We start from the raw sequence: 23,005 nt of genomic DNA, 5'->3' as shown, positions 1-23,005 counted from the left end.
GCGCCCCGCTGCCAGCCATACAATAACAAGAGGTCCTCGCTATGACTGCGCAACCCACCCGTATCCGGTATGTCATCCTCCTATTGCTGTTTCTGGTCACAACGATCAACTACGCCGACAGGGCAATCCTTTCGATTGTGGGCTCCTCGATGCAAAAGGAGCTTGGCATCACGCCCGTCCAGATGGGCCTGCTGTTCTCGGCGTTTGCCTGGGCTTATGTATTGGGCCAGATTCCAGGAGGCTGGTTGCTCGACCGCTTCGGCACAAAACGGGTGTATGCCTGGAGCATCTTCCTCTGGTCAACCTTTACGATCCTCCAGGCCTCCGTCGGCTGGTACAGCGTATCCGTCGCCGTCATCGTCATGTTTGTCCTGCGCTTCATGGTGGGGCTCGCCGAATCGCCCTCCTTCCCCGGCAATAGCCGAATGGCGGCGGCCTGGTTCCCTTCGGCAGAGCGTGGCACCGCTGCCGGTATATTCACCTCCGCACAATACTTCGCCACGGTACTGTTCGCGCCGTTCATGGGCTGGATCGTTTACACGTTCGGCTGGCACTACGTCTTCGTGGTCATGGGCGGCCTGGGCATCATCATGACCGGCGTCTGGCTGAAAACAGTCCATGTGCCTAAACAACACCCTCGAATCAACGACGCTGAGTTGCGGCACATCTCAGAGGGTGGAGGTCTGATCGATATGGATCAGACGGGCGTTAAAAACGACGCCCCGAAACCGAATTGGGCGAATTTCAAACAGCTGCTGACCCATCGCATGATGATGGGCGTCTTCATCGGCCAGTACTGCATCAACACGCTGTCCTACTTCTTCTTGACCTGGTTCCCCGTCTACCTCGTTCAGGACCGTGGCATGTCGATCCTCAAGGCTGGGTTCATCGCCTCCATCCCGGCGATATGTGGATTCCTTGGCGGCGTATTGGGAGGGGTTATCTCTGATGCTCTGATACGAAGCGGCAAGTCCCTCACCTTCGCACGGAAAACACCGCTGGTGCTGGGCATGCTGATGTCCACAACCATGGTGGCCTGTAACTATGTCGAGGCCGAGTGGATGATCGTGGCAATCATGGCTTTGGCCTACTTCGGCAAAGGTTTTGGCGCGATTGGCTGGGCTGTAGTGGCAGACACTGCACCCAAGCCGATTGCGGGCCTGTGCGGGGGCGTCTTCAATGCCTTCGGCAATACGGCTGGCATTACCACTCCCATCATCATCGGCCTGATTCTCCAGGCCACAGGCTCATTTGAAATTGCCTTGGTTTTTGTCGCCGCCAACGCTGTGGTTGCCATGTTCTGCTATCTGGTGATCGTTGGGAAAATCCAGCGGATGGACCTCAAGCAGGACAGTCACCATTCGCCACTGTCCAGCAGCGTATCGAGTTAGGCCCTGCCGCGACCACCGCCGCTCCGCCAGATTTTTCGCGCTCCGGTCGTGAAAAACGGGTGGAGCGGCACTGCATTTCAACGGCTAAACACCCGGATTTCAATGAACGCCCAAGAAGGTAACAAAAGACTTACAACTTCTTACCCATTCCAGATTTGACAACAACCGGTCTCTGTACCACTCTGACTCAGCCGAATAATGGCAAATACACATCACTCAAATGAGTGTATGAAACCATATATTCTCGGTAACTGTTCAAAGTGACAGTTTCATGAAATTCGATTACACATCTGTCCATCTATTGATAAATTTCAGGGATACGAAATGGCATACGCTCAATGGGGTACGTTTGTAATTCACGCCGTAAACTTTGATGTCACGATTAAAAATGTCGCTCATTCATGGGGCAAGTTCTACGACTCGAAACAGATCGGTGTCGCAGGCGGCAACAAGGACAACGAATACGAGCCGAGCGCCATCGAAGGCAAGGTCATCGAATCCGGCACGGCGTTCGCTATCAACGCCTGTGGACGCTCAGATGCCTCTTCTGGAACGGAAGGTTCCTTCGATCTCTATGACGGTAAAACCTACATCGGCACCTACACCTGGGATTGCCCGTGGGGCAGCAAGACAAACTCTTCGACGTGGACGGCAGCAGGTTCCCAGCCACCGCACAACTCTTATATCACCCAGCAAAGCGGAGCGAACCTGAATGGCGGCGCACTTGGCACCGTGACCATTCAGACTGCAAAGATTCCTGCTTTGAAACAGCTGTAAGTCCTATTCCGGATTTATAAAATAGTCGCCACCGATGTGTTCGGTGGCGGCACTGAATGATGAAAGCCATTCAATTCAAACGGTAATTGACCTGAAATTCTTGATTATGGCCAACACCTTTCCTAAGTGAGCTCAAATAACGATTAAAGCCATTTAAGGCGATGCTCTTTACATATGAGAGTGTCTTCGCGGATAAATCCGCCCTCATAAAACAAAACGCAATATCATTATTTACAATCTCTTCTGTGGGAGCGAATTTATTCGCGAGAGGCCCGTGAGGCAGAAGAGAATCTATAGCCTTCAATGACGTCTCGCGAATAAGCGGATTGCCGCCCGATTCGCTCCTACAGTTTGCGCGGCGTTTGGGCGATCTCCGACACCAGAACGTGCAAGCCCATTTTATTTCTTCTTGTCCCTGGCAAACGCCCTCTCCAACGCCTCATTCAACGTCCGCAATACCTTCACCCGCGCCCAGCGTTTGTCATTGGCCTCTACCAATGTCCATGGCGCAATCTCGGTGCTCGTACGGTCCACCATGTCCCCCACGGCCTGTCGGTATTGCGGCCATTTCTTGCGGTTGCGCCAGTCGTCTTCGGTGATTTTGTAGCGTTTGAAGGGGATTTTTTCCCGGGCCTGGAAGCGTTCCAGTTGGGTCTGTTCGTCGATGGCCAGCCAGAACTTCACGACGACGATACCGGCGTCGGTGAGTTGTTCCTCGAAGTCGTTGATCTCACCGTAGGCCCTCGACCAGTCGGACTCACTGCAAAAGCCTTCGACACGCTCCACCAGCACCCGGCCGTACCAGGAGCGGTCGAAGATGGTGAATTTGCCGCGTGGCGGGATCTGTCGCCAGAAGCGCCACAGGTAAGGCTGGGCCAGTTCGTCCTGGGTCGGGGCGGCAATCGGTACGATGTTGTAGTGACGGGGGTCCAGCGCGGCGGCGACCCGGCGAATCGCACCGCCTTTGCCCGCGGCATCGTTGCCTTCGAACACGGCCACCAGGGCATGTCTTTTCATGCGTTTGTCGCGCAGGTTGCCAGACAGTCTCGCCTGCTCGGTAATCAAGGCTTCTTCGTAATCGTCCTTGCTCAGGCTGAGGTCCAGATCAAGGCTGTCGAGCAGGGTCCGTTCGCCGTGGTTGGCTGGCAATGGCCCTACCGTCAGTGGCCTGGCCTTGGCCTTGGGCTGTTTGAGCGCGGCCTGCATGCCTTCAAGCAGCAAGCGGCCGACGGTCAGGCTGCGGTAGTTGGCGTCCATACCCTCGATCACATGCCAAGGCGCATATTCGCGGCTGGTGCGTCGCAGCACCCGCTCGCCGAAGCGCACGAACTTGTCGTAGGTCTTGGATTGCTGCCAGTCCAGCGGGCTGATGCGCCAGCTGTGTAGAGGGTCGTCCTTGAGGGTCTTGAGCCGCGCTTTCATCTGTTTCTTGGAAAGGTGGAACCAGAATTTGAAGATCAGCGCGCCTTCGTCACAGAGCATCTTTTCCAGACGCTCGGCACCGCCTATCGCTTGGTCGAGTTGTGCATCCTTGAACAGGCCATGCACCCGCCCCTGCAACATCTGGCTGTACCAGTTACCGAAGAAAATCCCCATGCGTCCCTTGGCTGGCAATTGCCGCCAGTATCGCCAGACAGCGGGATGCGCCAGCTCTTCGTCGGTCTGTTGGTCGAAGGTGCGGACTTCGATGAAGCGCGGGTCCATCCACTCATTGAGCAGTTTGACCGTTTCTCCCTTGCCTGCTCCTTCGATCCCGTTGATCAAGACAATGATCTGACGCCCGGCCTGCTCATGTAAATCGTACTGGGCTTCCAGCAACGCTTCGCGCAGCGCGGGCACTTCAGCGTCGTAGGTTTCCTTGGCGATGACATGACCGATTTCAGCGGACTCAAACATTAGCGGCTCCCTTCAAATGATCTGCGGCTAATGTAGACCACTCATGCCATCTGGCTATCCTCCTGGATCAATTAAAAAGCGGGATGGGAAAACCAGCCAGGCCTGACACCCGGCAAACCGGTTTTCCTCGATCACTCAATCAGGCCTGTTTTTTCTTTTGCTTGCCTGACGGCTCTTCCTCTTGATCGTCCTCGGGCTCCTCCTCTTCCGGGTCCATCGTGGCGGCCTGAGTCCCGCCCTCTTCGGCAATTGCCGTGAGTTTTTCATCGGCAGCCTTTTCTTCTTCCAGGGTATCGCCCAGCAAGCTCGCAACATCGTCAAGGCCCAAATGTCTGGCCATGGCGATCAACGTTCCGTAGCCGGCAATTTCATAGTGCTCGACCTTCTGGCACGCGGCGATCAGCCCTGCATCCAGCACCGGGCCTTTTTCTATTTCATCCAGCAGTTCCTTGCTTTCTTCGATCAACCCTTCCATGGCAATGCATTTGACGCGCTTGAGCTTGATCTCGGACTGCTCGACCAATTGATCGATACGCTGGATCTGGCCCTGTGTTTCTTCCAGATGTGAATTGAACGCTTCGGCCAGTCTGGGGTTTGTGGAAGCCCTGGCCAGCCGGGGCAATGCCTTGGTGATCTGTTTTTCAGCGCTGTAGATATCGGAAAGCTCGTGAATGAACAGATCCTCTATGGTTGTTCTGGTCTTGCTTGATGCCTTGTTCATCGGGAACCTCGTGGAGTGAGTCCTGCTTCGGATTGACTGCCTTGAAGGGTCCGACTGCTTACCCGTCAGAGGATCGACTGGGCAGGAAAACAGCCGTTCAAGCCATAGAAAAAGAAGCCGACGAACAGCCAGGACAGACTCTGTACACCATTGCCAATGGCCAGTAACCGTTAATCCCCTGCCCTGAACCAAATACGGCAACCCTCATTCCTCTGAGGCAAGACCAGACGCCTTCTGGCAGAAGCGAGGATTGATCATGAGAGCATTGACGTATCACGGAGCACACAGTGTAAAAGTCGATAGCGTGCCGGACCCGGAAATTCAGCAGGCCGACGACATCATCCTGCGCGTGACGGCCACCGCCATCTGTGGCTCGGACCTGCACCTTTATCATGGCAAGGTCCCGGCCATGGAGCATGGCGATATTCTGGGTCATGAGTTCATGGGGGTCATCGAAGAAGCAGGGGCCGGTGTGAGCGCTGTCCAGCGTGGCGACAGGGTTGTCATTCCGTTTGTGATTGCCTGCGGGGACTGCTTCTTCTGCCGACAGGACCTGTTCGCCGCCTGTGAAACCACCAATACCGGACGTGGCGCGATCCTCAACAAGAAGTCCATCCCGCCCGGTGCCGCGCTCTTCGGCTACAGCCATTTGTATGGTGGCATTCCCGGCGGGCAAGCCGAGTATGTGAGGGTGCCCAAAGCCAATGTCGGCCCGTTCAAGGTGCCTGGCACACTGGCGGACGAACAGGTGCTTTTTCTGTCCGATATTCTGCCCACCGCCTGGCAAGCGGTGATCAATACCGGTATCGGCCAGGGGTCGAGCATCGCCATCTATGGCGCAGGCCCCGTCGGGCTGCTCAGTGCGGCATGCGCCCGGATGCTCGGGGCCGAGCGGGTTTTCATGGTCGATCATCAGCCCTATCGGCTGGCTTACGCGCAGAAGACTTACGGAGTCGTTCCGGTCAATTTCGATGAAGATGACGACCCGGCTGACACCATCATTCGCCAGACACCCGGCATGCGCGGCGTCGATGGTGTGGTGGACGCCGTCGGTTTCGAGGCCAAAGGCAGCACCACGGAAACCGTGCTTGCCACTCTCAAGCTGGAAGGCAGCAGCGGCAAGGCGTTACGCCAGTGCATCGCCACTGTACGGCGCGGGGGTGTGGTGAGCGTACCGGGGGTCTATTCGGGGTTCATTCACGGCTTCATGTTTGGCGACGCCTTCGACAAAGGCCTGACCTTCAGGATGGGGCAAACCCATGTCCAGCACTTCATGCCTGAATTGCTGGGTCATATCGAAACCGGTCGCCTGACCCCTGAAGCCATCATTACCCACCGAATGTCCCTGGAAGATGCGGTCATGGGCTACAGGATCTTCGACAAGGGGCAGGAAGACTGCCGCAAAGTGATCCTCACACCGGGCAGCCGTTCGATCAGCCTGCCGGAACCGGATACCGGGGCGGAAGTCCCTGCGACCGTATCGCTTTAACGTGAACGCAAGTTTGTGAACTCCCTGCCGATACAGCGGATCACCGCCAATACCCGCCTGCGCTCAAGGAGTTTCACGCCCATGAATTGCTGGTCTGTTCTGGGCCTTGAACCCGATGCCGATGCCCGCAGCATCAAGCGTCAATACGCCGCCCTGCTCAAGCAGCACCGTCCAGACGATGACCCTGAGGGTTTTCAACGCCTGCGTGAAGCCTATGAGCAAGCGTTGTACCGGGCTGACAAGCCTCAGGTGTCAGAGGCTTTTGATCCCGTCACGACGTTTGATCCATCCCTTTTCCAGCCCGTGAACGACGAAGCGATTTCAGCCTGGAAACGGGCAGAACAATTGGTCGAAGGTATCACTGCCGATAATCTGGTTGCCCGTATTGAGCAGGCGCAAACGGACGGTTGCGATGCGGAGTTTGAACAAAGGCTGTTGCAACTCTGCCTGTCAGACGCCGACGTCATGAGGGAAATGGCAGAGCCTGCCGTGGAGCACCTTTATTGGCAGACGTCCTGGCAGCGTCAGGATCTTTCCTATTCGGCCACCGAGCCCGTGTCGAACTATCTGCTGAACAATGCCGAACGCCAGTTGCATGACACACTGAAGACTAGAAACACCCAGCGCTTGCTGGAGCTGTGCCACACGCTGGAACAAAAAGCCTGGCTACAAACACTCGACCGCCGTCACTGGTTCAATGAATGCCTGGCTCGCCAGTTACTCAACATCCAGCCCTGGTCCAACACCTTGTTTGAAACCCTGTGCATTCGGCAGGGCTGGAAACAGACCGGCAACCTGACGCCCTGCCCCGAACCCTATTGGAGCGAGCTGCTGCATCGCAGCCACAAATCGTCCTTTCTGGAAGAGCAACAACGTCTCGCCGCACAAGACGATAACAGCCCCGCCTCCAGAGCCGCCCGCCTGTTTTTCCGGCCCATGCACGAGGACGCCCGCGTGCAATTCACGGCTGCGTTCAATAAGGCCGACTGGCAAATGTGCGAAAAGCTGGCCAGTACCCTGCTGCAGCGCTATCCGGAACTGGTGAATGAAATGCCGGGAATGGACCCTTATTTCTGGCGTCCTCTGCAGCGCATCCCTTCGGTATGGGCTATGCCCTTCGCCATTTTCTGCACATCGGCCGAGATGGCCTTCAATGATTTCTTTCGCCAAGGTAGCAGCCTGCTTGCAACACTGGCCGCGATGCTGCAAATAGTGGGAATGTTCGGTCTGCTGGCCTGGGGCCTTCACTGGTGCTGCAGGCACCTCGGTCTGAAAGTCTGGCGCGTGGACATGTACCTGATGGAACGCTGCGGCAAATGGCTGAGCTTACGGCGGCCAGTACCATTGCCCATACGCGATAGTCTGGCGGTCTGGCTATTTACAATACTGGTTTATCTGTCTGGAGGACTGAGCGCACTGCTGGTCTATACGGCCCCCCTGCTGGGCCTGTCCTTATGGAGCCGTACACGCCTCAGTCAGAAGGTTGTAAAACTTCCTCCGGGCTCATGGCCGAGAGAGATTGTAATCGGCGTTGTCTTCGGTCTGCTGGCCTCATCGCTCTGGGGAACAGTCGCCATCATCAACTACCGTCCGCTGAACCAGAATCAAGGCCTGCAAGCATGGCCAATGCGCATCTGCGCGATCGCTACCGACTCTGCCTGCAAGGTCCCGGCAACCCGCGAGCAATGGTACTCACCTGTCCCAAACAAGGAGGCGGGTCATGATCAGTAATCGCGCCTTTGCCATTGCAGTATGTGTATTCCTGGGGATTGTCTGGAGCTACAAGATGCTCGTGCCGGCTCGCGAGAGGCTCAGTGACGAATCGGTCAGGTTGCTGGAGATGAATCACTGCCTGGCTTATAGCGATACGGTGCTGCGTATTCGCTTTCTCGATTACCAAACCTACTTCGACACGCTGATTGACCGCAAGAGCATGCCAATATTGCATTTCGCCGGTTTCGGCATGGGCTCTGGAGACCGGTATTCCACGAATGAAAAGCCTTCTCCCTGCACCTTTTATCAGAGAAGCCTGCATAAAGCCTCCAGCCCTCTGGACATTGCAGCCAATGCTTATGTCCAGGCCTATGACAAGATGCGTCCGGAAGCCCGTGCAATCGAACAACTGTACGCCAGACGATCCCCCGAGGTACCTCAAGCGCTCCAATTCCATCAGGCCATTGAAAAGGCCATGGAAGAACTGCAAGCGCGGGCAATCCCCTTCAATCAGGCGCTTGAGTCCCCCATGTTGACATTGCGCGCCAGCCAGCTGGAGCAGATCGAGGAGCGCCTGGGACGTGATCAGCACTGGTACACGCTCAACTTCATGCTCATGGCGCGCCAGGGCATCGATCAATTGACTGAACTGGCAGGCAACAAGCGCCTGACCCCTGATCAGGTTCAAGCCTTGCATCATTCATTGCTAGCCGCCTGGAACGACGCCGAAGGCTACTTCAAATCATTACCCCGCCTGACTTCAGCCGAGGGCGGCAAACCTGTATGGAGCGGCATCAGAGAGCCCGCCAAGGCCTGGATCGATACCCTGGCAACCCTGCAACAACACTGGACAGCCCAGGCAGAACCGATTCAATTGAGTAGCGACTTTGAAGTCATGGGCCAGGGCTATGACCGGATGTGGATGCGGTACAACCTTGCCGTCCAGAACCAGTACTGAGCCTTTCACCGTCCCAAATACGCAAACCGCCCCTTGAACGGCTTGCCGATAGGGTCGGCCAGGTCGCCATGTTTGCTGGTGGTCAGCCCCAGGTCCACCAGCGATTCGGCCAGTTTCACGGCGGCGCTCACGCCGTCTATCACCGGCAGACCAATCGCGTCGCTGAGCTGGCGATTGAGATCGGCCATGCCGCCGCAGCCCAGCACAATGGCACCCGCGCCTTCTTCGTCGCGGGCGCGGCGGGCCTGTTCGGCCATGCATTCGATCAGTTCCGGGCCGCTTTCTTCCAGGGCCAGGACGGGCAGGTCGATGCAGCGCACCGAAGTACACAACTCACTGAAGCCATAACGCTGAAGCAGGTGTTCGGCAATGATCCGGGTACGGCTCAAGGTGGTGACGACGGCGAAGCGCGTGGAGATCAGGCTTGCCATGTGGAAGGCTGCTTCGGCAATGCCGATGACCGGTGCACTGGCGCATTCCCGGGCGGCCAGCAGGCCGGGATCGCCGAAGCAGGCAATGATGTGCGCATCGACCTGCTGTTCCCGGCCCTTGCGCACTTCGTCCAGCACGCCCAGCGTGGCGATGGCTTCGTCGAAATGCCCTTCGATGGACACCGGACCGTCCTGAGGGCTGCACGCGATGATCTGCGTGCCCGGCCGTGCGACCGCCTGGGCGGCCAGCCCGATCTTGTGGGTCATGGCGTCGCTGGTGTTGGGGTTGATCACTTGAATACGCACAGGGCCTCCTTCAGCGCCGCTTGAAAATAGTATGAATCCACTGCTGTGCCGGGCAGCTCAATGGCCATCAGCTCACGACAAACGCAGATGATTGTATACAAAAATAATGCCGCAATGTGTTATCGCCCCCATCTGTGTCTTTCTCCCCAAAAGCCCTTCCCTTTGAACCAGATGCCCCTTAATCGAGCAAAAACGCCCTCTTTGCGTGCAAAAAGGCACGAACCATAAGCTATCCAATCCGTCAGCTTTTCTGCCATGAGCCCAGCGCACGCAATGCTCTGGAGAGTTCTGGAACGGTAAATCAACCAATGGCATACGTTTTGCGTACAGAATCGTATACAAAATGCCATTGTTCGTTCCCGCTGCAGCAATGGCCCAACAAGGAGGGAATGCCATGACAGACCAACGCCCGGCCGGGTACAGCCCGCGACTGCACAATCATGACCTGGGGCCGATCCCTCAGAAGTGGACCTGGTACAACATCTTTGCCTTCTGGATGAGCGACGTTCACAGCGTCGGCGGGTATGTGTTCGCCGCCAGCCTGTTTGCCCTGGGGCTGGCGAGCTGGCAGGTGCTGATCGCGCTGTTGGTGGGCATCTGCATCATTCAGGTGATTGCCAATCTGGTGGCTAAACCCAGCCAGCAGGCGGCGGTTCCCTACCCTGTCATCTGCCGTCTCGCCTTCGGGGTGTTCGGGGCCAACATTCCGGCGATTATCCGCGGGCTGATCGCGGTGGCCTGGTATGGCATTCAGACTTACCTGGCCTCCAGCGCGCTGGTGATTGTGGTGCTGCGGTTCTTCCCGGAACTGGCCGCCTATCAGGAGCAGAGTTTTCTGGGGCTGTCGTGGCTGGGCTGGTTCGGCTTCCTGGCGCTCTGGGTCGTGCAGGCCGTGGTGTTCTGGTCCGGCATGGAATCGATCCGGCGTTTCATCGACTGGGCAGGTCCTGCCGTGTATGCCGTGATGTTTGCGCTGGCAGGCTGGATCGTCTGGCGCGCGGGCTGGGACAACATCAGCTTCACCCTGGCGGAAAAGGAGCTGTCTGGCTGGGCCGCTTTTGGTCAGGTCATCATGGCCATTGCATTGGTGGTGTCGTACTTCTCCGGGCCGACCCTGAACTTCGGTGACTTCAGCCGCTATTGCCGAAGCATGCAGGACGTGCGACGCGGCAACTTCTGGGGCCTGCCGGTGAATTTCCTGGCGTTTTCCCTGGTCACCGTGGTGATCGTTTCCGGCACGCTGCCGATCTTCGGTGAGATGATCCACGACCCGATCGCGACCGTGGCGCGCATCGACAACACCACCGCCGTGCTGCTCGGCGCGTTCACCTTTGTCACGGCCACCATCGGCATCAATATTGTCGCCAATTTCGTCTCCCCGGCCTTCGACTTCGCCAACGTGGCACCCAGCCGCATCAGCTGGCGTGCAGGCGGCATGATCGCGGCGGTCGCCTCGATCTTCATCACGCCCTGGAACCTGTTCAATAACCCGGAAGTGATTCACTACACCCTGGATATCCTGGCCGCCTGCATCGGCCCGCTGTTCGGCATTCTGCTGGTGGATTACTACCTGGTGAAGAAACAACAGATCGATGTCGATGCCCTGTTCAACGACACACCCAGCGGTCGCTACTGGTACACCAACGGCGTGAACCGGGTGGCGGTCATTGCGTTGCTGCTGAGTGCGCTGGCGGGCCTGTGCTTTACCTTCATTCCGTGGTTCAAGCCGATTGCCAACTTTGCCTGGTTCACCGGCTGCTTCCTGGGCGGTGCCCTGTACTATGCGCTGACCCTGTTGCCAGGCAAGCAACCGGACAATGTGAGCAGCCCGGTCGTCCAGCATTGACAGGCCGCCGGACAAGTCCTGCAAAGGCCTTGTCCGGCGCTCTGCTTGCCCTGGGTCAATCTGAAGCACATCCCCTGCCGCTTTTGTCTGCACAGACGGGTAAAATGCCGGCTCTGCCAACGCCGAGCCGAACATGACCATGACCCGCCACGCCCAGATCGACTGGGACGAACAAGGCAACCCGCATTCCCGCGCCTTTTCCGATGTGTATTTCTCCACCGAATCCGGCCTTGAAGAAACGCGCCATGTGTTTCTGGTCCAGAACGATCTGCGCGAGCGCTTTACCGCCTTGCCTGCAGGCGAGCGGCTGGTCATCGGTGAGACCGGTTTCGGCACCGGGCTGAATTTCCTCTGTGCCTGGCAGTTGTTTAAGGAGTGCGCTCATCCCGAGGCGCGGCTGCATTTCGTCAGCGTCGAGAAATTTCCGCTCAACCGTACCGACCTGCAACGCGCACTGGCTCTGTGGCCGGAGCTGTCGGCGTTTACCGGTCCGTTGCTCGATCAATACATCGCGGTGCATGAAGGCTTTCAGCGTCTGGTATTCGATGAGGGCCGTGTCACCCTGACACTGCTGATCGGCGATGCCTTGCAGATGCTGCCGCAACTGGACGGGCAGATCGACGCCTGGTTTCTCGACGGATTCGCCCCCGCCAAAAACCCGGAGATGTGGACGCCGGAGCTGTTCGCCGAACTGGCCCGCTTGTCGGCACCGGATGCCAGCATTGGCACCTTTACCAGCACCGGCTGGGTGCGACGCGCCCTGAACGCGGCAGGCTTCAAGATGAAGCGCGTGCCGGGCATCGGCCATAAATGGGAAGTGCTGCGCGGCAGGTTCATCGCCTGGCCCGAAGACGTTGCGCCTCCTGCACCCATCAAGCCATGGTTTGCACGCGTGCCTGCTCATCAGGGCGAACGCAAGGCGCTGGTGATCGGTGCGGGGATGGCCGGTTGCACCACCGCCAGCAGTCTGGCGAAACGCGGCTGGCAGGTCAGCCTGCTGGAGCGTCATGCCGAACCGGCTCAAGAAGCCTCGGGCAATCCACAAGGCGTTCTTTACCTGAAACTGTCCGCCCACGGCACGACGTTGTCGCAGTTGATCCTCAGCGGCTTCGGCCACACCCGACGTCTGCTTGAACGGCTGCAACGCGGCGTTGACTGGGACGGCTGCGGCGTCCTGCAACTGGCCTTCGACGACAAGGAAGCCCAGCGCCAGCAGCAACTGGCCGACGCCTTCCCGGCGGAGCTTCTGCATCGTCTGGACAAGCCTTCGGCCGAAGACCTCAGCGGTATCGCGCTGAATGGCGGCGGTCTGTTTTTCCCCGAAGGCGGCTGGGTTCACCCGCCCGCGCTGTGCCACTCACAGATCGCACATCCGAACATCAGACTGATTGCACAGCATGAAGCGCTGGAGTTGCGCCGTGTCGAGGGTCAATGGCAAGCCTGGAATGGAACGCAACTGATCGACAGCGCACCCGTGGTCGTACTCGCCGGGGCTGCGGATATCAAACAGTTCCCGCTCAGCGCCGACCTGCCGCTCAAGCGCATTCGCGGGCAGATCACCCGCTTGCCACAGACGGATACCAGCCAGAGCCTGAAGACGGTTGTCTGCGCAGAAGGTTATGTGGCCCCGTCGCGGCTGGGCGAACACACACTGGGTGCCAGTTTCGACTTCCACAGCGAAGACCTGACACCCAATACCGCCGATCACCTGGGCAATCTGCAACTGTTGCAGGAAATCTCCGAAGACCTGGCTGTGCGCCTCAACACAACAGAGCTGGTGCCAGAAGATTTGCAAGGGCGTGCGGCGTTCCGCTGCACCAGTCCGGACTACCTGCCCATCGTCGGGCCGCTGGCCGACAAGGACGCCTTCACCCAGGTTTATGCCTCACTCGCCAAGGATGCCCGGCAGATCCCGGACACGCCCTGCCCGTGGCTGGAGGGGCTGTACATCAACAGCGGCCATGGGTCACGCGGCCTGATTACCGCACCGCTGTGCGCCGAACTGATTGCCGCGTGGCTGGATAACGAGCCCTTGCCGCTACCCCGCAGCGTGGCCGAAGCCTGCCATCCCAACCGGTTTGTCTTGCGGGGCTTGATTCGCAGGCAGGGAAAATAAACACCCAGACTATGTAGGAGCGAATTCATTCGCGAGAAGCCCGTGAAACGAAAAGAAGATCTATCGCTTTCAATGACGTTTCGCGAATGAATTCGCTCCTACACCACCTCCTACACGCCTGATATGGCGAGTAAGGGTTATCCTCAACGTCTGACCACTTCAACCGGGCATCCCCATGTTGCATGTGCACAACGTGTTCAAAAGCTACTCCTCGGCTCAAGGCCCGGTCGAAGTGTTGCGTGGTGTCGAGCTGCATCTGCAACACGGCAGCAGTCTGGCGCTGATGGGGGAATCGGGCAGCGGCAAAAGCACCTTGCTGCATCTTGTCGCCGGGCTCGATAAGGTCGACAGCGGAATCATCAGCGTTGCAGACCGACCGCTCAACAGCATGAGCGAGTCTCAACTGGCCAACTGGCGGCGCACCGAAATCGGGCTGGTGTTCCAGCAGTTCAACCTGATCGAAAGCCTCAGGGTCGAAGACAATCTGGCATTCCAGGCGCGTCTGGCCGGACGTCATGATCCTCAATGGCAGGCCCGATTGATCGAGCGTCTTGGTCTGGGCAATCTGCTCGACCGCTACCCGGAGCAGTTGTCCGGCGGCCAACAGCAGCGTGTCGCCATCGGACGGGCCCTGGCTTCACGTCCCGCTCTGCTGCTGGCCGATGAACCCACGGGCAATCTCGACGAAACCACTGGCGATGAAGTGCTGCAACTATTGCTGGATCTGTTGAACGACAGCACCACCAGCCTGCTGATGGTCACACACAGCACTCATGTCGCAGAACGACTGGCCCATAAGGTCAGGTTGCACAAAGGGCAGGTAGTCGTCGAAGGCGAAGGCTGACATGCGCGTGTTTTATTGGACATTGCACGCCCTGCTCAGCCACTGGCGGCGTCATCCGGTGCAGCTTTTCAGCCTGCTGACCGGGCTATGGCTGGCCACCAGCCTGTTGACCGGCGTACTGGCCCTGAACAGTCAGGCACGGGAAAGCTACCAGAGGGCCAGCCAGTTGATCGGCGGCGAACCGCAAGCCAGTCTGGCCTCCCCCGACAATGCAGCCTTCCCTCAAGCGCTGTTTGTCGAACTGCGCCGGGTCGGCTGGCCCGTGTCGCCCATGGTGCAGGGGCGTATCACGCTGAAAGGGCTGGAAGATCAGCGTCTGCAACTGATCGGCATCGAACCGGTCACACTGCCCAGCGGCGCTTCACTGGCTGGCCAGACGCTGGATACCCGGCAGGTCGTCGACTTTCTCGTACCGCCGGGTGCCACCTGGGTTGCACCTCAAACCCTGCAAGCGCTGGGTTTGCAGGAAGGTCAGCGCCCACAGGCCGAAAGCGGCCTGATGCTGCCGCCCTTGCGTATCAAACCGGAGATGGCACCCGGTGTCCTGCTGACCGATATCGGTTTTGCCCAGCCCCTGCTGAACCTGCCCGACCAATTATCCCGTCTGTTGCTGCCCAAGGACTTTGCTGCCAGTCAACCGAGCCTGCCAACGGCCCTCAACGAACGGCTGGTGATGAAAACAGGCGGTGAAGAAAACAACCTGGAGCGCCTGACCGAAAGCTTTCACCTGAACCTGAATGCACTGGGCGTGCTGTCGTTCGTGGTCGGGCTGTTTATCGTGCATGCCGCCATCGGGCTTGCTCTGGAACAGCGTCGAGGCCTGATCCGCAACCTGCGGGCGTCGGGTGTCAGTGCCCGCCTGTCGATCGCGGCACTGGTACTGGAACTGGGCGTCATGGCACTGCTGGGCGGGCTGCTCGGCGTGATCAGTGGCTACCTCTTGGCCAGCCTGTTGCTGCCCGACGTCGCGGCCAGCCTGCGAGGTCTGTATGGGGCCGAAGTGGGCGGGCAGTTGAACCTGAATGTCGGCTGGTGGTTCAGCGGCATTGGCCTGAGCCTGCTCGGGGCCTTTCTGGCCGGGGCCAACAGCCTGTTGCGTGCGGCACGCCTGCCCTTGCTGGCGCTGGCCCATGCGCAAGCCTGGCAACAATCCCATGCCCGCTGGCTACGGCGTCAGGCCTGGGTCTCGGCAGGCAGTGCTTTTGTGGCGCTGGTGGCCTGGGGCGTCGGCAACAGCCTGACTCTGGGGTTCGTGTTGATATCCGCGCTGTTGCTGAGTGCGGCACTGGGCTTGCCCGTTCTGCTCGATGCGCTGTTGAGGGGATTGTCGAAACGACGCCACTCCGTTCTGGGCCAATGGTTTCTGGCCGATTGCAGACAGCAGCTGCCGGCCCTGAGTCTGGCGCTGATGGCCTTGCTGCTGGCGATGGCCGCCAATATCGGCGCAGGCAGCATGACGTCGGGGTTTCGCCATACCTTCACGAACTGGCTGGAACAGCGCCTGACCGCCGAGCTGTACGTCACCCCGCAAAACCCGGAGCAAGCGCACGAACTGCAAGGCTGGTTGAGCAGCCAGCCGGGGATAGACGCCGTACTGCCCAACTGGCAAGTGCCCATTCAGCTTCATGGCTGGCCTGCCGATCTGTTCGGCGTCATCGATCACGACACCTATCGCCAGCACTGGCAGTTGTTGGAGGCGACGGCAGAAGATCCCTGGGATCAACTGGTCAGCCAGGACAGCATCATGCTCAGCGAACAGCTGGCCAGACGGCTTGAGGTCAGGCTGGGCGACACCCTGAGCATTCAGGCCCCCACAGGCAAATGGTCGCCCCGTGTCGTCGGCATCTACGCCGACTACGGCAACCCAAAGGGCCATCTGCTGGTCAACGCCGGGCACCTGCTCAGCCACTGGCCTCAGCTGGCCCCCAATCGTTTCAACCTACGGATAGATAATGCGGCGATTGCTCCGCTGGTGGCCGGACTGCAACAGCGCTTTGCCCTCGACGACAACCGTATCGTCGATCAGGGCCAGCTCAAGCGCTGGTCGAGTCAGGTTTTCGAGCGCACCTTCGCCGCCACTGCGGCCCTCAACAGCCTGACCCTGGGGGTGGCGGGCGTGGCGCTGTTCATTGGCCTGCTGACCCAGAGCCAGAGCCGACTCGGCCAACTGGCACCGCTCTGGGCTATGGGGGTTACCCGACGTCAGTTGATGCTGCTCAATCTGGCCCAGACCTGGCTGATGACAGTGCTGACACTCCTGTGCGCACTCCCCCTGGGGCTGATCCTGACCGGCTGCCTGAATACGGTGATCAACGTCCAGGCATTCGGCTGGCGCCTGCCCTTGCAGGTTTTCCCGCTGCAACTCTTGCAGTTGATGGCGCTGGCCATGCTGGCCACCTTGCTGGCCTCGGCCTGGCCATTGTTGAAGCTGTATCGCTCCCGACCGGCAGACCTGCTCAGGACCTTCGCCCATGAAAACTGACTGGCGTGTGCTGACAGCCTTTCTGTTGTTGCTGACCGCCTGCGACCCGCAACAGCCTCCTGACACCGGCTTTGCCGGTATGGGTAGCCAGGCCGGTGAGTTCACGCCAGTCAAGGCCGGACGGGTGTTTTCATTCCCCGAGGATCACGGCCCGCATCCGGGGTTTCGTATCGAATGGTGGTACATCACCGCCACCCTCAAGGATGAGCAAGGCCAGGATTTCGGTGTGCAATGGACCCTGTTCCGCAACGCACTGCGCCCCGGCACGCCGGGCACGGGCTGGCATGACACGACCGTCTGGCTGGGCCACGCCGCCGCAACGTCTGCCACCCGGCATCATGTGGCCGAACGCTATGCACGCGGCGGAGTCGGTCAGGCTGGTGTCACACTCGCACCGTTCAGCGCCTGGATAGACGACTGGTCACTCAACGGTGAAACGCCAAACCCTCTGACGAGCATGCAACTGCGGGCCAGCGGCAAGGATTTCCGCTATGACCTGCAACTCACCTCCAGCAAACCGCTGGTGCTGCAAGGCCAGCAGGGCTACAGCCAGAAATCGGATCAGGGTCAGGCTTCGTACTACTACAGCCAGCCCTTTTTCGAGGCCAGCGGTACGCTGGAAATGGACGGCAAATCCTACCAAGTCAGCGGCCATGCCTGGCTGGACCGGGAATGGAGCAGCCAGCCCCTGACAGCCAATCAGACCGGCTGGGACTGGCTGTCACTGCATCTGGCAAACGGCGAGCGGCTGATGCTGTATCGCATGCGCCACCGAAAGGGCGAGCCCTATCTGAGCGGCACCTGGATCGAAGCCGATGGCAAGGCGCAAAGCCTGCTGGCCAGTGACATCGACATGAAGCCGCTGAACGAAACGGAAGTGGCCGGACGTCATCTGCCCACCCGCTGGTCGATCAGAATTCCCGGCAAGCATCTGGAGATCACCACCGACGCCCTGAATCCCAAGGCCTGGATGGACGTGAGCATTCCCTATTGGGAAGGGCCGGTGAAGGTCAGTGGCAGCCAGAGCGGGGTCGGGTATCTGGAGATGACGGGGTATTAGGTTCTGTACGTAAAGTGGCTGCGCTCGGTCATGCTGCGTTAAAAACCGGCTCGGAATGCTCATTGACAACCCGTCAAGTCGAGCGCGACTCCGACCGTTCCTCGCCGTTTTTTGCCTTGCCTGACCTTCGCTCGCCGACTTTTCGTACAGAACCTAGCTGCGATCAGCTCAACTGAAAACGCATTCACCTGCCGGGTACACCCCCGATACCGCCTGACCGCGATCGTCTCCTTGCGGAACGGATACTTCAAGACGACGCAAAGGGTTACCGGCCTCATCCATCTCGACGATAAACGACAACTTGTCTCGGGTCTGTGTCGAATCGGCACAGGTCAGGCTGAACTGAGTCCCCTCCAATCTATAAATGTATGAACAGGCCTGCTCAGGAAGGAACACACACTCGCGCTCATCGACGTTGTAAAGAGTCGGCACCGGTTTGAAAAAGCTTGCCATCAGTGAGTTGTCTATATCGGCCCACAAGTGCACATCATCCGTTGCCGATGTCATTGCCAACACTGAACGTGTTGCGGGAAAGTCATCAGCAACGCTGATTTCATAAAGATAAGAGCCATTTTCACCCTGAGCGTGATTGATCCAAAGTGAAAACACAGGGTATTCCACCTTGTCTGGCGAACCACCCACATTGATATCGGACCATGCACCGCTGCACACTTTCACTTCAATCGTAACGCTGGGATGCCCCCACAAGACGCCGAATCGATACACAAATCCATCGTGATACACCATATGGATATCGTTTGCTGTAATCGTCTGCCCCACTGCAACGTCATGCTCCTGCCCTTTCAGATCGAGATAACGAACAGCCCCCTTGAGCATGCACTGATTGACACTGGTCACCACGGGATGTGTAGCAGCAGTGCTATTGATCCTGGTGCCGATGCAAACGATATGATCGTCCAGCGCCATAACGGTCTTGTAAGCATGAGTCACGTTCTCTCTGGATAACTCCATGGACAAGAGGCTTCTTTTCCCGTCACTGACTCCGCCCGAAAAATCATGGCTGCCCCACATGTTTACCCCCCAGATATCGGGCCATGTAAAGTCAGGCACTTGCTCAACAGTGGTGCCCGGCAGGCGCTGCCAGTCCCAGACAGGCTGGATACCTTCATACTCCTTACCGTGGCGAGTCAGGAAATAAGTGCCCGCCCCCATGTAATACCCTTTGGGGTTTTCTCCAATTCCCCCTTCCCCACCCACTGTTCGGGTAGAGATCGCCTTGGCCCACAAGCAATAGCGGGAGCCGATGTGGGCCATATAATCGTTGACCCAGAAAATACGACCTCCCTTGTAATACTGATTATTTGACTCATCGCCTTCGGCACGACGGATCAATTCGCTCAACGCCTGCTTGTTCTCCACGTCGGCAATGGGCAAAAGCGCTCTGGCCCAGTTTGCATAGTAAGAGCTCATCAGCACCCCGCGACTGATCGCCCTGCCACAGACATGAAAGTCGAGATGGCGGGCAAACCCCATCCACCCATTACCGTTCACAACAACCTTGGTCAACCCACTGAGTGCTGCATTCGTCAGTGCAAACTCCTTGCTCAGAACCGCCATGCTCTCAAAGATCCGGCCCAACAATTCGGCCCCATAAGTCCCCGAATAAAGCTGTGAGCAGTACACATCATTGTGTAAAACGTTGTGCTGGCTGATGGAAAAATCGGCGCTGATTCCCTCTCCATGCTGTACCCCATTGCGCTCCACGGGCAGGCATAACTCGGACAACACATCGGCTGACGCCCTCAAATAGAGAAGGTATGTGTCCTCATTCGAGTTTTTCCAGGCACAGAGACTCCAGGTAATCTGAATGGATGCAAAGTCGGCAAGATTGGCCCCTGTCTGTGTGAAGCTGTAAGTGTTGGTTGTCCTCATTGCATAAGGCACGAAAACCCCCATCAACTCCTGCTGTTTCACATGTTTGGCAAGCAACAGCCCGGCCCTGCCAGCCAGCTTGGCCAACCCGATGTTCCGGTACCACCAGTTGGCCGTTCTATAATCTTGCGCCGCGAAGAAAACCAGAGCTTCAAGCGCTTTGACCTGATAATCGACTGGCAACGGAGAGGTCTGCTGGTACAGGTAGCTGGCTATTTGTAAAGTACGTTCCAGATGGGTAATCAACGGCGTGACATCGCTCACGGGGATATCCGAGGCTGGATAAGAAAGGTCCTGGAACTTTCCATCGGCAAACCCCTTCAGCCATCCCTCGATCACCTGTGGGGTGGGTGGCTTTACCATCACCTTGGCACACAACGCGTTATAAATACTCAACGCACTGACCAACGCGCTGCTGGACACTGAAACCTGATAGTGAGCCGATAGAGGGAAACCGGAAGGCCCCCACAGACGATTTTTACCGCTGCTGCCGACCGGGACAAAAGTCTTGCTGGATGTGTTTTTTTCACCGGCCCTCAGCAAGTTGCTCGCCGTATTGATTGAGTGGCTCAGAAAAGCGGGCCAGGAATAACGATCACACTGATCGTCTGTAATCGGCACCATCATGGTCTGGTAGACGTCGCCATGATCCTTGCTCGATAACCGGCACGTAATGGATGTCCCACTGGGTAATGAACCGACAGACGTTATCACCCCCAGATCCGACCAGCCGTCCAGATCACAGGCCGTCGTCAGAAAGGTCCGTGCCGTAGTACCGCCCTCGACCCACAACTCATTCAGGTAGTGGCTGAATTCAGCCTTGAATGACCCATCGGCTTGTCTGACTCCTGCCCGAATATGAGTTGCCATGAGATTGATATGTTCAGCCAGGCGCTGAGGCCAGGCGCATTGCTCCAGGCTGTCGGGAGGGGGACTGAATAGAACAATCTCAATCAGATCGCCGGTCTCACTTGCAATCAATCGGACCTGTAGTTTTTCCCCCTCGGTCAAATCGCGATCAGACGTGATACGCCCCAACGAGATCCAGTCAGTTGCGCTTTCCATAGCATGCTCCCGGGCATTCAGCGGGGTCAGGATCGACCCCGTCCGGCCTGAAAGATTGCGCCTTCAAGCGAATGAAAGGTACTGACAGTTATGACAGTCTGTGGCTGCCGGACTGAGAGGCAGAAGCATGGATCTCGGCCTTTATAACTTTTTGATCTAAAACTCCCTCTCCCCCTCCGGGTCAGTTTCTGGGTGACTGGACTTTCCGGTCACCTCCCCAACGGAAACCCGGTAAGGAATTATGTGCGGATTAGCAGGTGAATTACGTTTCGATCATCAACCGGCGGATCTGGCCGCGGTTGAACGCATGACCCATGATCTGGCGCCACGCGGCCCCGATGCCTGGGGCTTTCACAGCCAGGGGCCGATTGCCCTGGGTCATCGACGATTGAAGATCATGGACCTGTCGGACGGCTCGGCCCAGCCGATGGTCGACAGCTACCTGGGCCTGTCCATGGCCTTCAACGGTGCCATCTACAACTTCCCCGAACTGCGTGCCGAACTGGAAGGCCTGGGTTACCAGTTCCATTCCGGTGGCGACACCGAGGTCCTGCTCAAGGGCTATCACGCCTGGGGTGCGGACATGCTGCCCCGGCTCAATGGCATGTTTGCACTGGCCATCTGGGAGCGCGACTCCCGACAACTGTTCATCGCCCGTGACCGTCTGGGCGTCAAGCCGCTGTATCTGTCTCATACCGACCATCGCCTGCGCTTCGCCTCGACGCTGCCCGCCTTGCTCAAGGGCGGCGACATCAGCCCGATGCTCGACCCGATTGCGCTCAACCATTACCTGAATTTCCATGCTGTGGTGCCAGCACCGCGCACCTTGCTGGCGGGGGTCGAGAAACTGCCGCCTGCCAGCTGGATGCGTATTCAGGCCAACGGCACGATCGAGCAGCAGACCTGGTGGCATCTGCCTTATGGCCCCCATGACGATGAGCGAAACCTGACCCTGGAAGACTGGCGCGACCGTGTGCTGGACAGCACCCGTGAAGCGGTGGCGATTCGTCAACGGGCGGCCGTCGACGTGGGCGTGCTGCTTTCCGGTGGCGTCGATTCGAGCCTGCTGGTCGGTTTGCTGCGTGAAGTCGGCACCAAGGACCTTTCGACCTTTTCCATCGGCTTTCAGGATGCCGGTGGCGAGCGTGGCGATGAATTCCAGTATTCGGACCTGATCGCCAGACACTATGGCACCCGCCATCATCAGTTGCGCATTCAGGAAAACGAGATCATCGAGCAGTTGCCTGCGGCCTTCCGCGCCATGAGCGAGCCGATGGTCAGCCACGACTGCATTGCCTTCTACCTGCTGTCTCGCGAAGTGGCCAAGCACTGCAAGGTGGTGCAGAGCGGTCAGGGCGCGGACGAGCTGTTTGCCGGTTATCACTGGTATCCGCAGGTCGATGGCGCGAGTGATCCGGTGGCGGCCTATCGTGCCGCATTCGTGGACCGCAGCTACGACGAATACACCGCGACCGTACAGGCCCGCTGGCTGACCGCCAATGACGCCGCCGGAGACTTTGTGCGGGATCACTTCGCCCAGCCCGGCGCGGCTGCCGCCGTGGACAAGGCTCTGCGCCTGGACAGCACCGTGATGCTGGTCGACGACCCGGTCAAACGGGTGGACAACATGACCATGGCCTGGGGCCTGGAAGCCCGGACGCCGTTTCTCGATTACCGGCTGGTGGAGCTGTCGGCGCGCATTCCCGGCCAGTTCAAGCTGCCGGATGGCGGCAAGCATGTGCTGAAAGAAGCCGCGCGGCTAGTCATTCCCTCCGAGGTGATCGACCGCAAGAAAGGCTACTTCCCGGTGCCGGGCCTCAAGCATTTGCAGGGCGATACCTTGAACTGGGTGCGCGACCTGCTGCTGGACCCCAGCCAGGACCGAGGCCTGTTCAACCCGTCGATGATCGATACGTTGTTGACCAACCCTCAGGGACAACTCACGCCGTTGCGCGGCTCCAAGCTGTGGCAACTGGCAGCGCTGAATCTGTGGCTCAGCGAACAAGGACTTTGATCG

Annotated in this window: 15 protein-coding genes; 11 read left to right on the top strand and 4 right to left on the bottom strand. The window is 58.4% G+C overall.

Going from position 1 to position 23,005, the window contains the following annotated elements; all coding sequences use genetic code 11:
- The first annotated feature begins 41 nt into the window (after positions 1-41).
- Together ACIPY9_RS18450 and ACIPY9_RS18445 are read left to right on the top strand one after the other, a co-directional pair.
- Entirely contained in the window at positions 42-1,391 is a 1,350-nt protein-coding gene (locus ACIPY9_RS18450; protein ID WP_400704469.1) for an MFS transporter, read from the top strand.
- Positions 1,392-1,715: 324 nt separating this feature from the next.
- Positions 1,716-2,168 carry an aegerolysin family protein gene (locus tag ACIPY9_RS18445; RefSeq protein ID WP_400704466.1) on the top strand — a complete coding sequence of 151 codons (453 nt, stop codon included), beginning with the start codon at positions 1,716-1,718 and terminating at the stop codon, positions 2,166-2,168.
- Positions 2,169-2,567: 399 nt separating this feature from the next.
- Here the strand turns inward: ACIPY9_RS18445 and pap are convergent, their stop codons facing one another.
- Positions 2,568-4,064: a polyphosphate:AMP phosphotransferase gene (pap, locus tag ACIPY9_RS18440; protein WP_400704463.1), complete on the bottom strand. Its 1,497-nt coding sequence runs from the start codon at positions 4,062-4,064 to the stop codon at positions 2,568-2,570.
- 139 nt (positions 4,065-4,203) lie between these two features.
- Positions 4,204-4,785: a ferritin-like domain-containing protein gene (locus ACIPY9_RS18435; RefSeq protein WP_400704460.1), complete on the bottom strand. Its 582-nt coding sequence runs from the start codon at positions 4,783-4,785 to the stop codon at positions 4,204-4,206.
- A 256-nt stretch (positions 4,786-5,041) separates the two neighbouring features.
- Here ACIPY9_RS18435 and ACIPY9_RS18430 point away from each other — a divergent pair, with 256 nt between their 5' ends.
- The 3 genes from ACIPY9_RS18430 to ACIPY9_RS18420 all read left to right on the top strand — a co-directional run bounded on the left by ACIPY9_RS18430 (position 5,042) and on the right by ACIPY9_RS18420 (position 8,945).
- Positions 5,042-6,274, top strand: coding sequence for a zinc-dependent alcohol dehydrogenase (locus ACIPY9_RS18430; RefSeq protein ID WP_400704457.1), 1,233 nt, complete (start codon positions 5,042-5,044; stop codon positions 6,272-6,274).
- Between the two features lie 81 nt (positions 6,275-6,355).
- Positions 6,356-8,005 (top strand): J domain-containing protein, encoded by a 1,650-nt coding sequence (locus ACIPY9_RS18425; protein WP_400704454.1) that lies wholly within the window; start codon positions 6,356-6,358, stop codon positions 8,003-8,005.
- The gene (locus ACIPY9_RS18420) at positions 7,995-8,945 is read left to right on the top strand and encodes a DUF3829 domain-containing protein (RefSeq protein ID WP_400704451.1); all 951 of its coding nucleotides are present in this window, start codon (positions 7,995-7,997) and stop codon (positions 8,943-8,945) included. Before ACIPY9_RS18425 ends, ACIPY9_RS18420 begins: the two co-directional genes overlap by 11 nt.
- Positions 8,946-8,950: 5 nt before the next feature.
- Here ACIPY9_RS18420 and ACIPY9_RS18415 read toward each other — a convergent pair whose 3' ends face one another.
- Positions 8,951-9,682 carry an aspartate/glutamate racemase family protein gene (locus tag ACIPY9_RS18415; protein ID WP_400704448.1) on the bottom strand — a complete coding sequence of 244 codons (732 nt, stop codon included), beginning with the start codon at positions 9,680-9,682 and terminating at the stop codon, positions 8,951-8,953.
- 394 nt (positions 9,683-10,076) lie between these two features.
- On the opposite strand from ACIPY9_RS18415, the gene ACIPY9_RS18410 reads away from it, so the two are divergent.
- The 5 genes from ACIPY9_RS18410 to ACIPY9_RS18390 all read left to right on the top strand — a co-directional run bounded on the left by ACIPY9_RS18410 (position 10,077) and on the right by ACIPY9_RS18390 (position 18,030).
- Positions 10,077-11,528 (top strand): NCS1 family nucleobase:cation symporter-1, encoded by a 1,452-nt coding sequence (locus ACIPY9_RS18410; RefSeq protein ID WP_400704445.1) that lies wholly within the window; start codon positions 10,077-10,079, stop codon positions 11,526-11,528.
- Positions 11,529-11,661: 133 nt separating this feature from the next.
- The gene (mnmC, locus tag ACIPY9_RS18405; RefSeq protein WP_400704442.1) at positions 11,662-13,644 is read left to right on the top strand and encodes a bifunctional tRNA (5-methylaminomethyl-2-thiouridine)(34)-methyltransferase MnmD/FAD-dependent 5-carboxymethylaminomethyl-2-thiouridine(34) oxidoreductase MnmC; all 1,983 of its coding nucleotides are present in this window, start codon (positions 11,662-11,664) and stop codon (positions 13,642-13,644) included.
- Between the two features lie 175 nt (positions 13,645-13,819).
- Positions 13,820-14,488 carry an ABC transporter ATP-binding protein gene (locus ACIPY9_RS18400; RefSeq protein WP_400704439.1) on the top strand — a complete coding sequence of 223 codons (669 nt, stop codon included), beginning with the start codon at positions 13,820-13,822 and terminating at the stop codon, positions 14,486-14,488.
- A 1-nt stretch (position 14,489) separates the two neighbouring features.
- The gene (locus tag ACIPY9_RS18395; protein WP_400704436.1) at positions 14,490-16,970 is read left to right on the top strand and encodes an FtsX-like permease family protein; all 2,481 of its coding nucleotides are present in this window, start codon (positions 14,490-14,492) and stop codon (positions 16,968-16,970) included.
- Entirely contained in the window at positions 16,960-18,030 is a 1,071-nt protein-coding gene (locus ACIPY9_RS18390; RefSeq protein WP_400704433.1) for a lipocalin-like domain-containing protein, read from the top strand. Before ACIPY9_RS18395 ends, ACIPY9_RS18390 begins: the two co-directional genes overlap by 11 nt.
- A gap of 168 nt (positions 18,031-18,198) precedes the next feature.
- Here the strand turns inward: ACIPY9_RS18390 and ACIPY9_RS18385 are convergent, their stop codons facing one another.
- Positions 18,199-20,988 carry a polysaccharide lyase family 8 super-sandwich domain-containing protein gene (locus ACIPY9_RS18385; RefSeq protein WP_400704430.1) on the bottom strand — a complete coding sequence of 930 codons (2,790 nt, stop codon included), beginning with the start codon at positions 20,986-20,988 and terminating at the stop codon, positions 18,199-18,201.
- Positions 20,989-21,229: 241 nt separating this feature from the next.
- Here ACIPY9_RS18385 and ACIPY9_RS18380 point away from each other — a divergent pair, with 241 nt between their 5' ends.
- Positions 21,230-23,002, top strand: coding sequence for an N-acetylglutaminylglutamine amidotransferase (locus tag ACIPY9_RS18380; protein ID WP_400704427.1), 1,773 nt, complete (start codon positions 21,230-21,232; stop codon positions 23,000-23,002).
- The last annotated feature ends 3 nt before the right edge of the window (positions 23,003-23,005 follow it).

This window comes from Pseudomonas sp. NPDC089734 (genome assembly GCF_044748865.1).
GTDB lineage: Bacteria > Pseudomonadota > Gammaproteobacteria > Pseudomonadales > Pseudomonadaceae > Aquipseudomonas.
The sequence above is the reverse complement of the archived record's forward strand: the minus strand, read 5'-3'. Positions and strand labels throughout refer to the sequence as shown.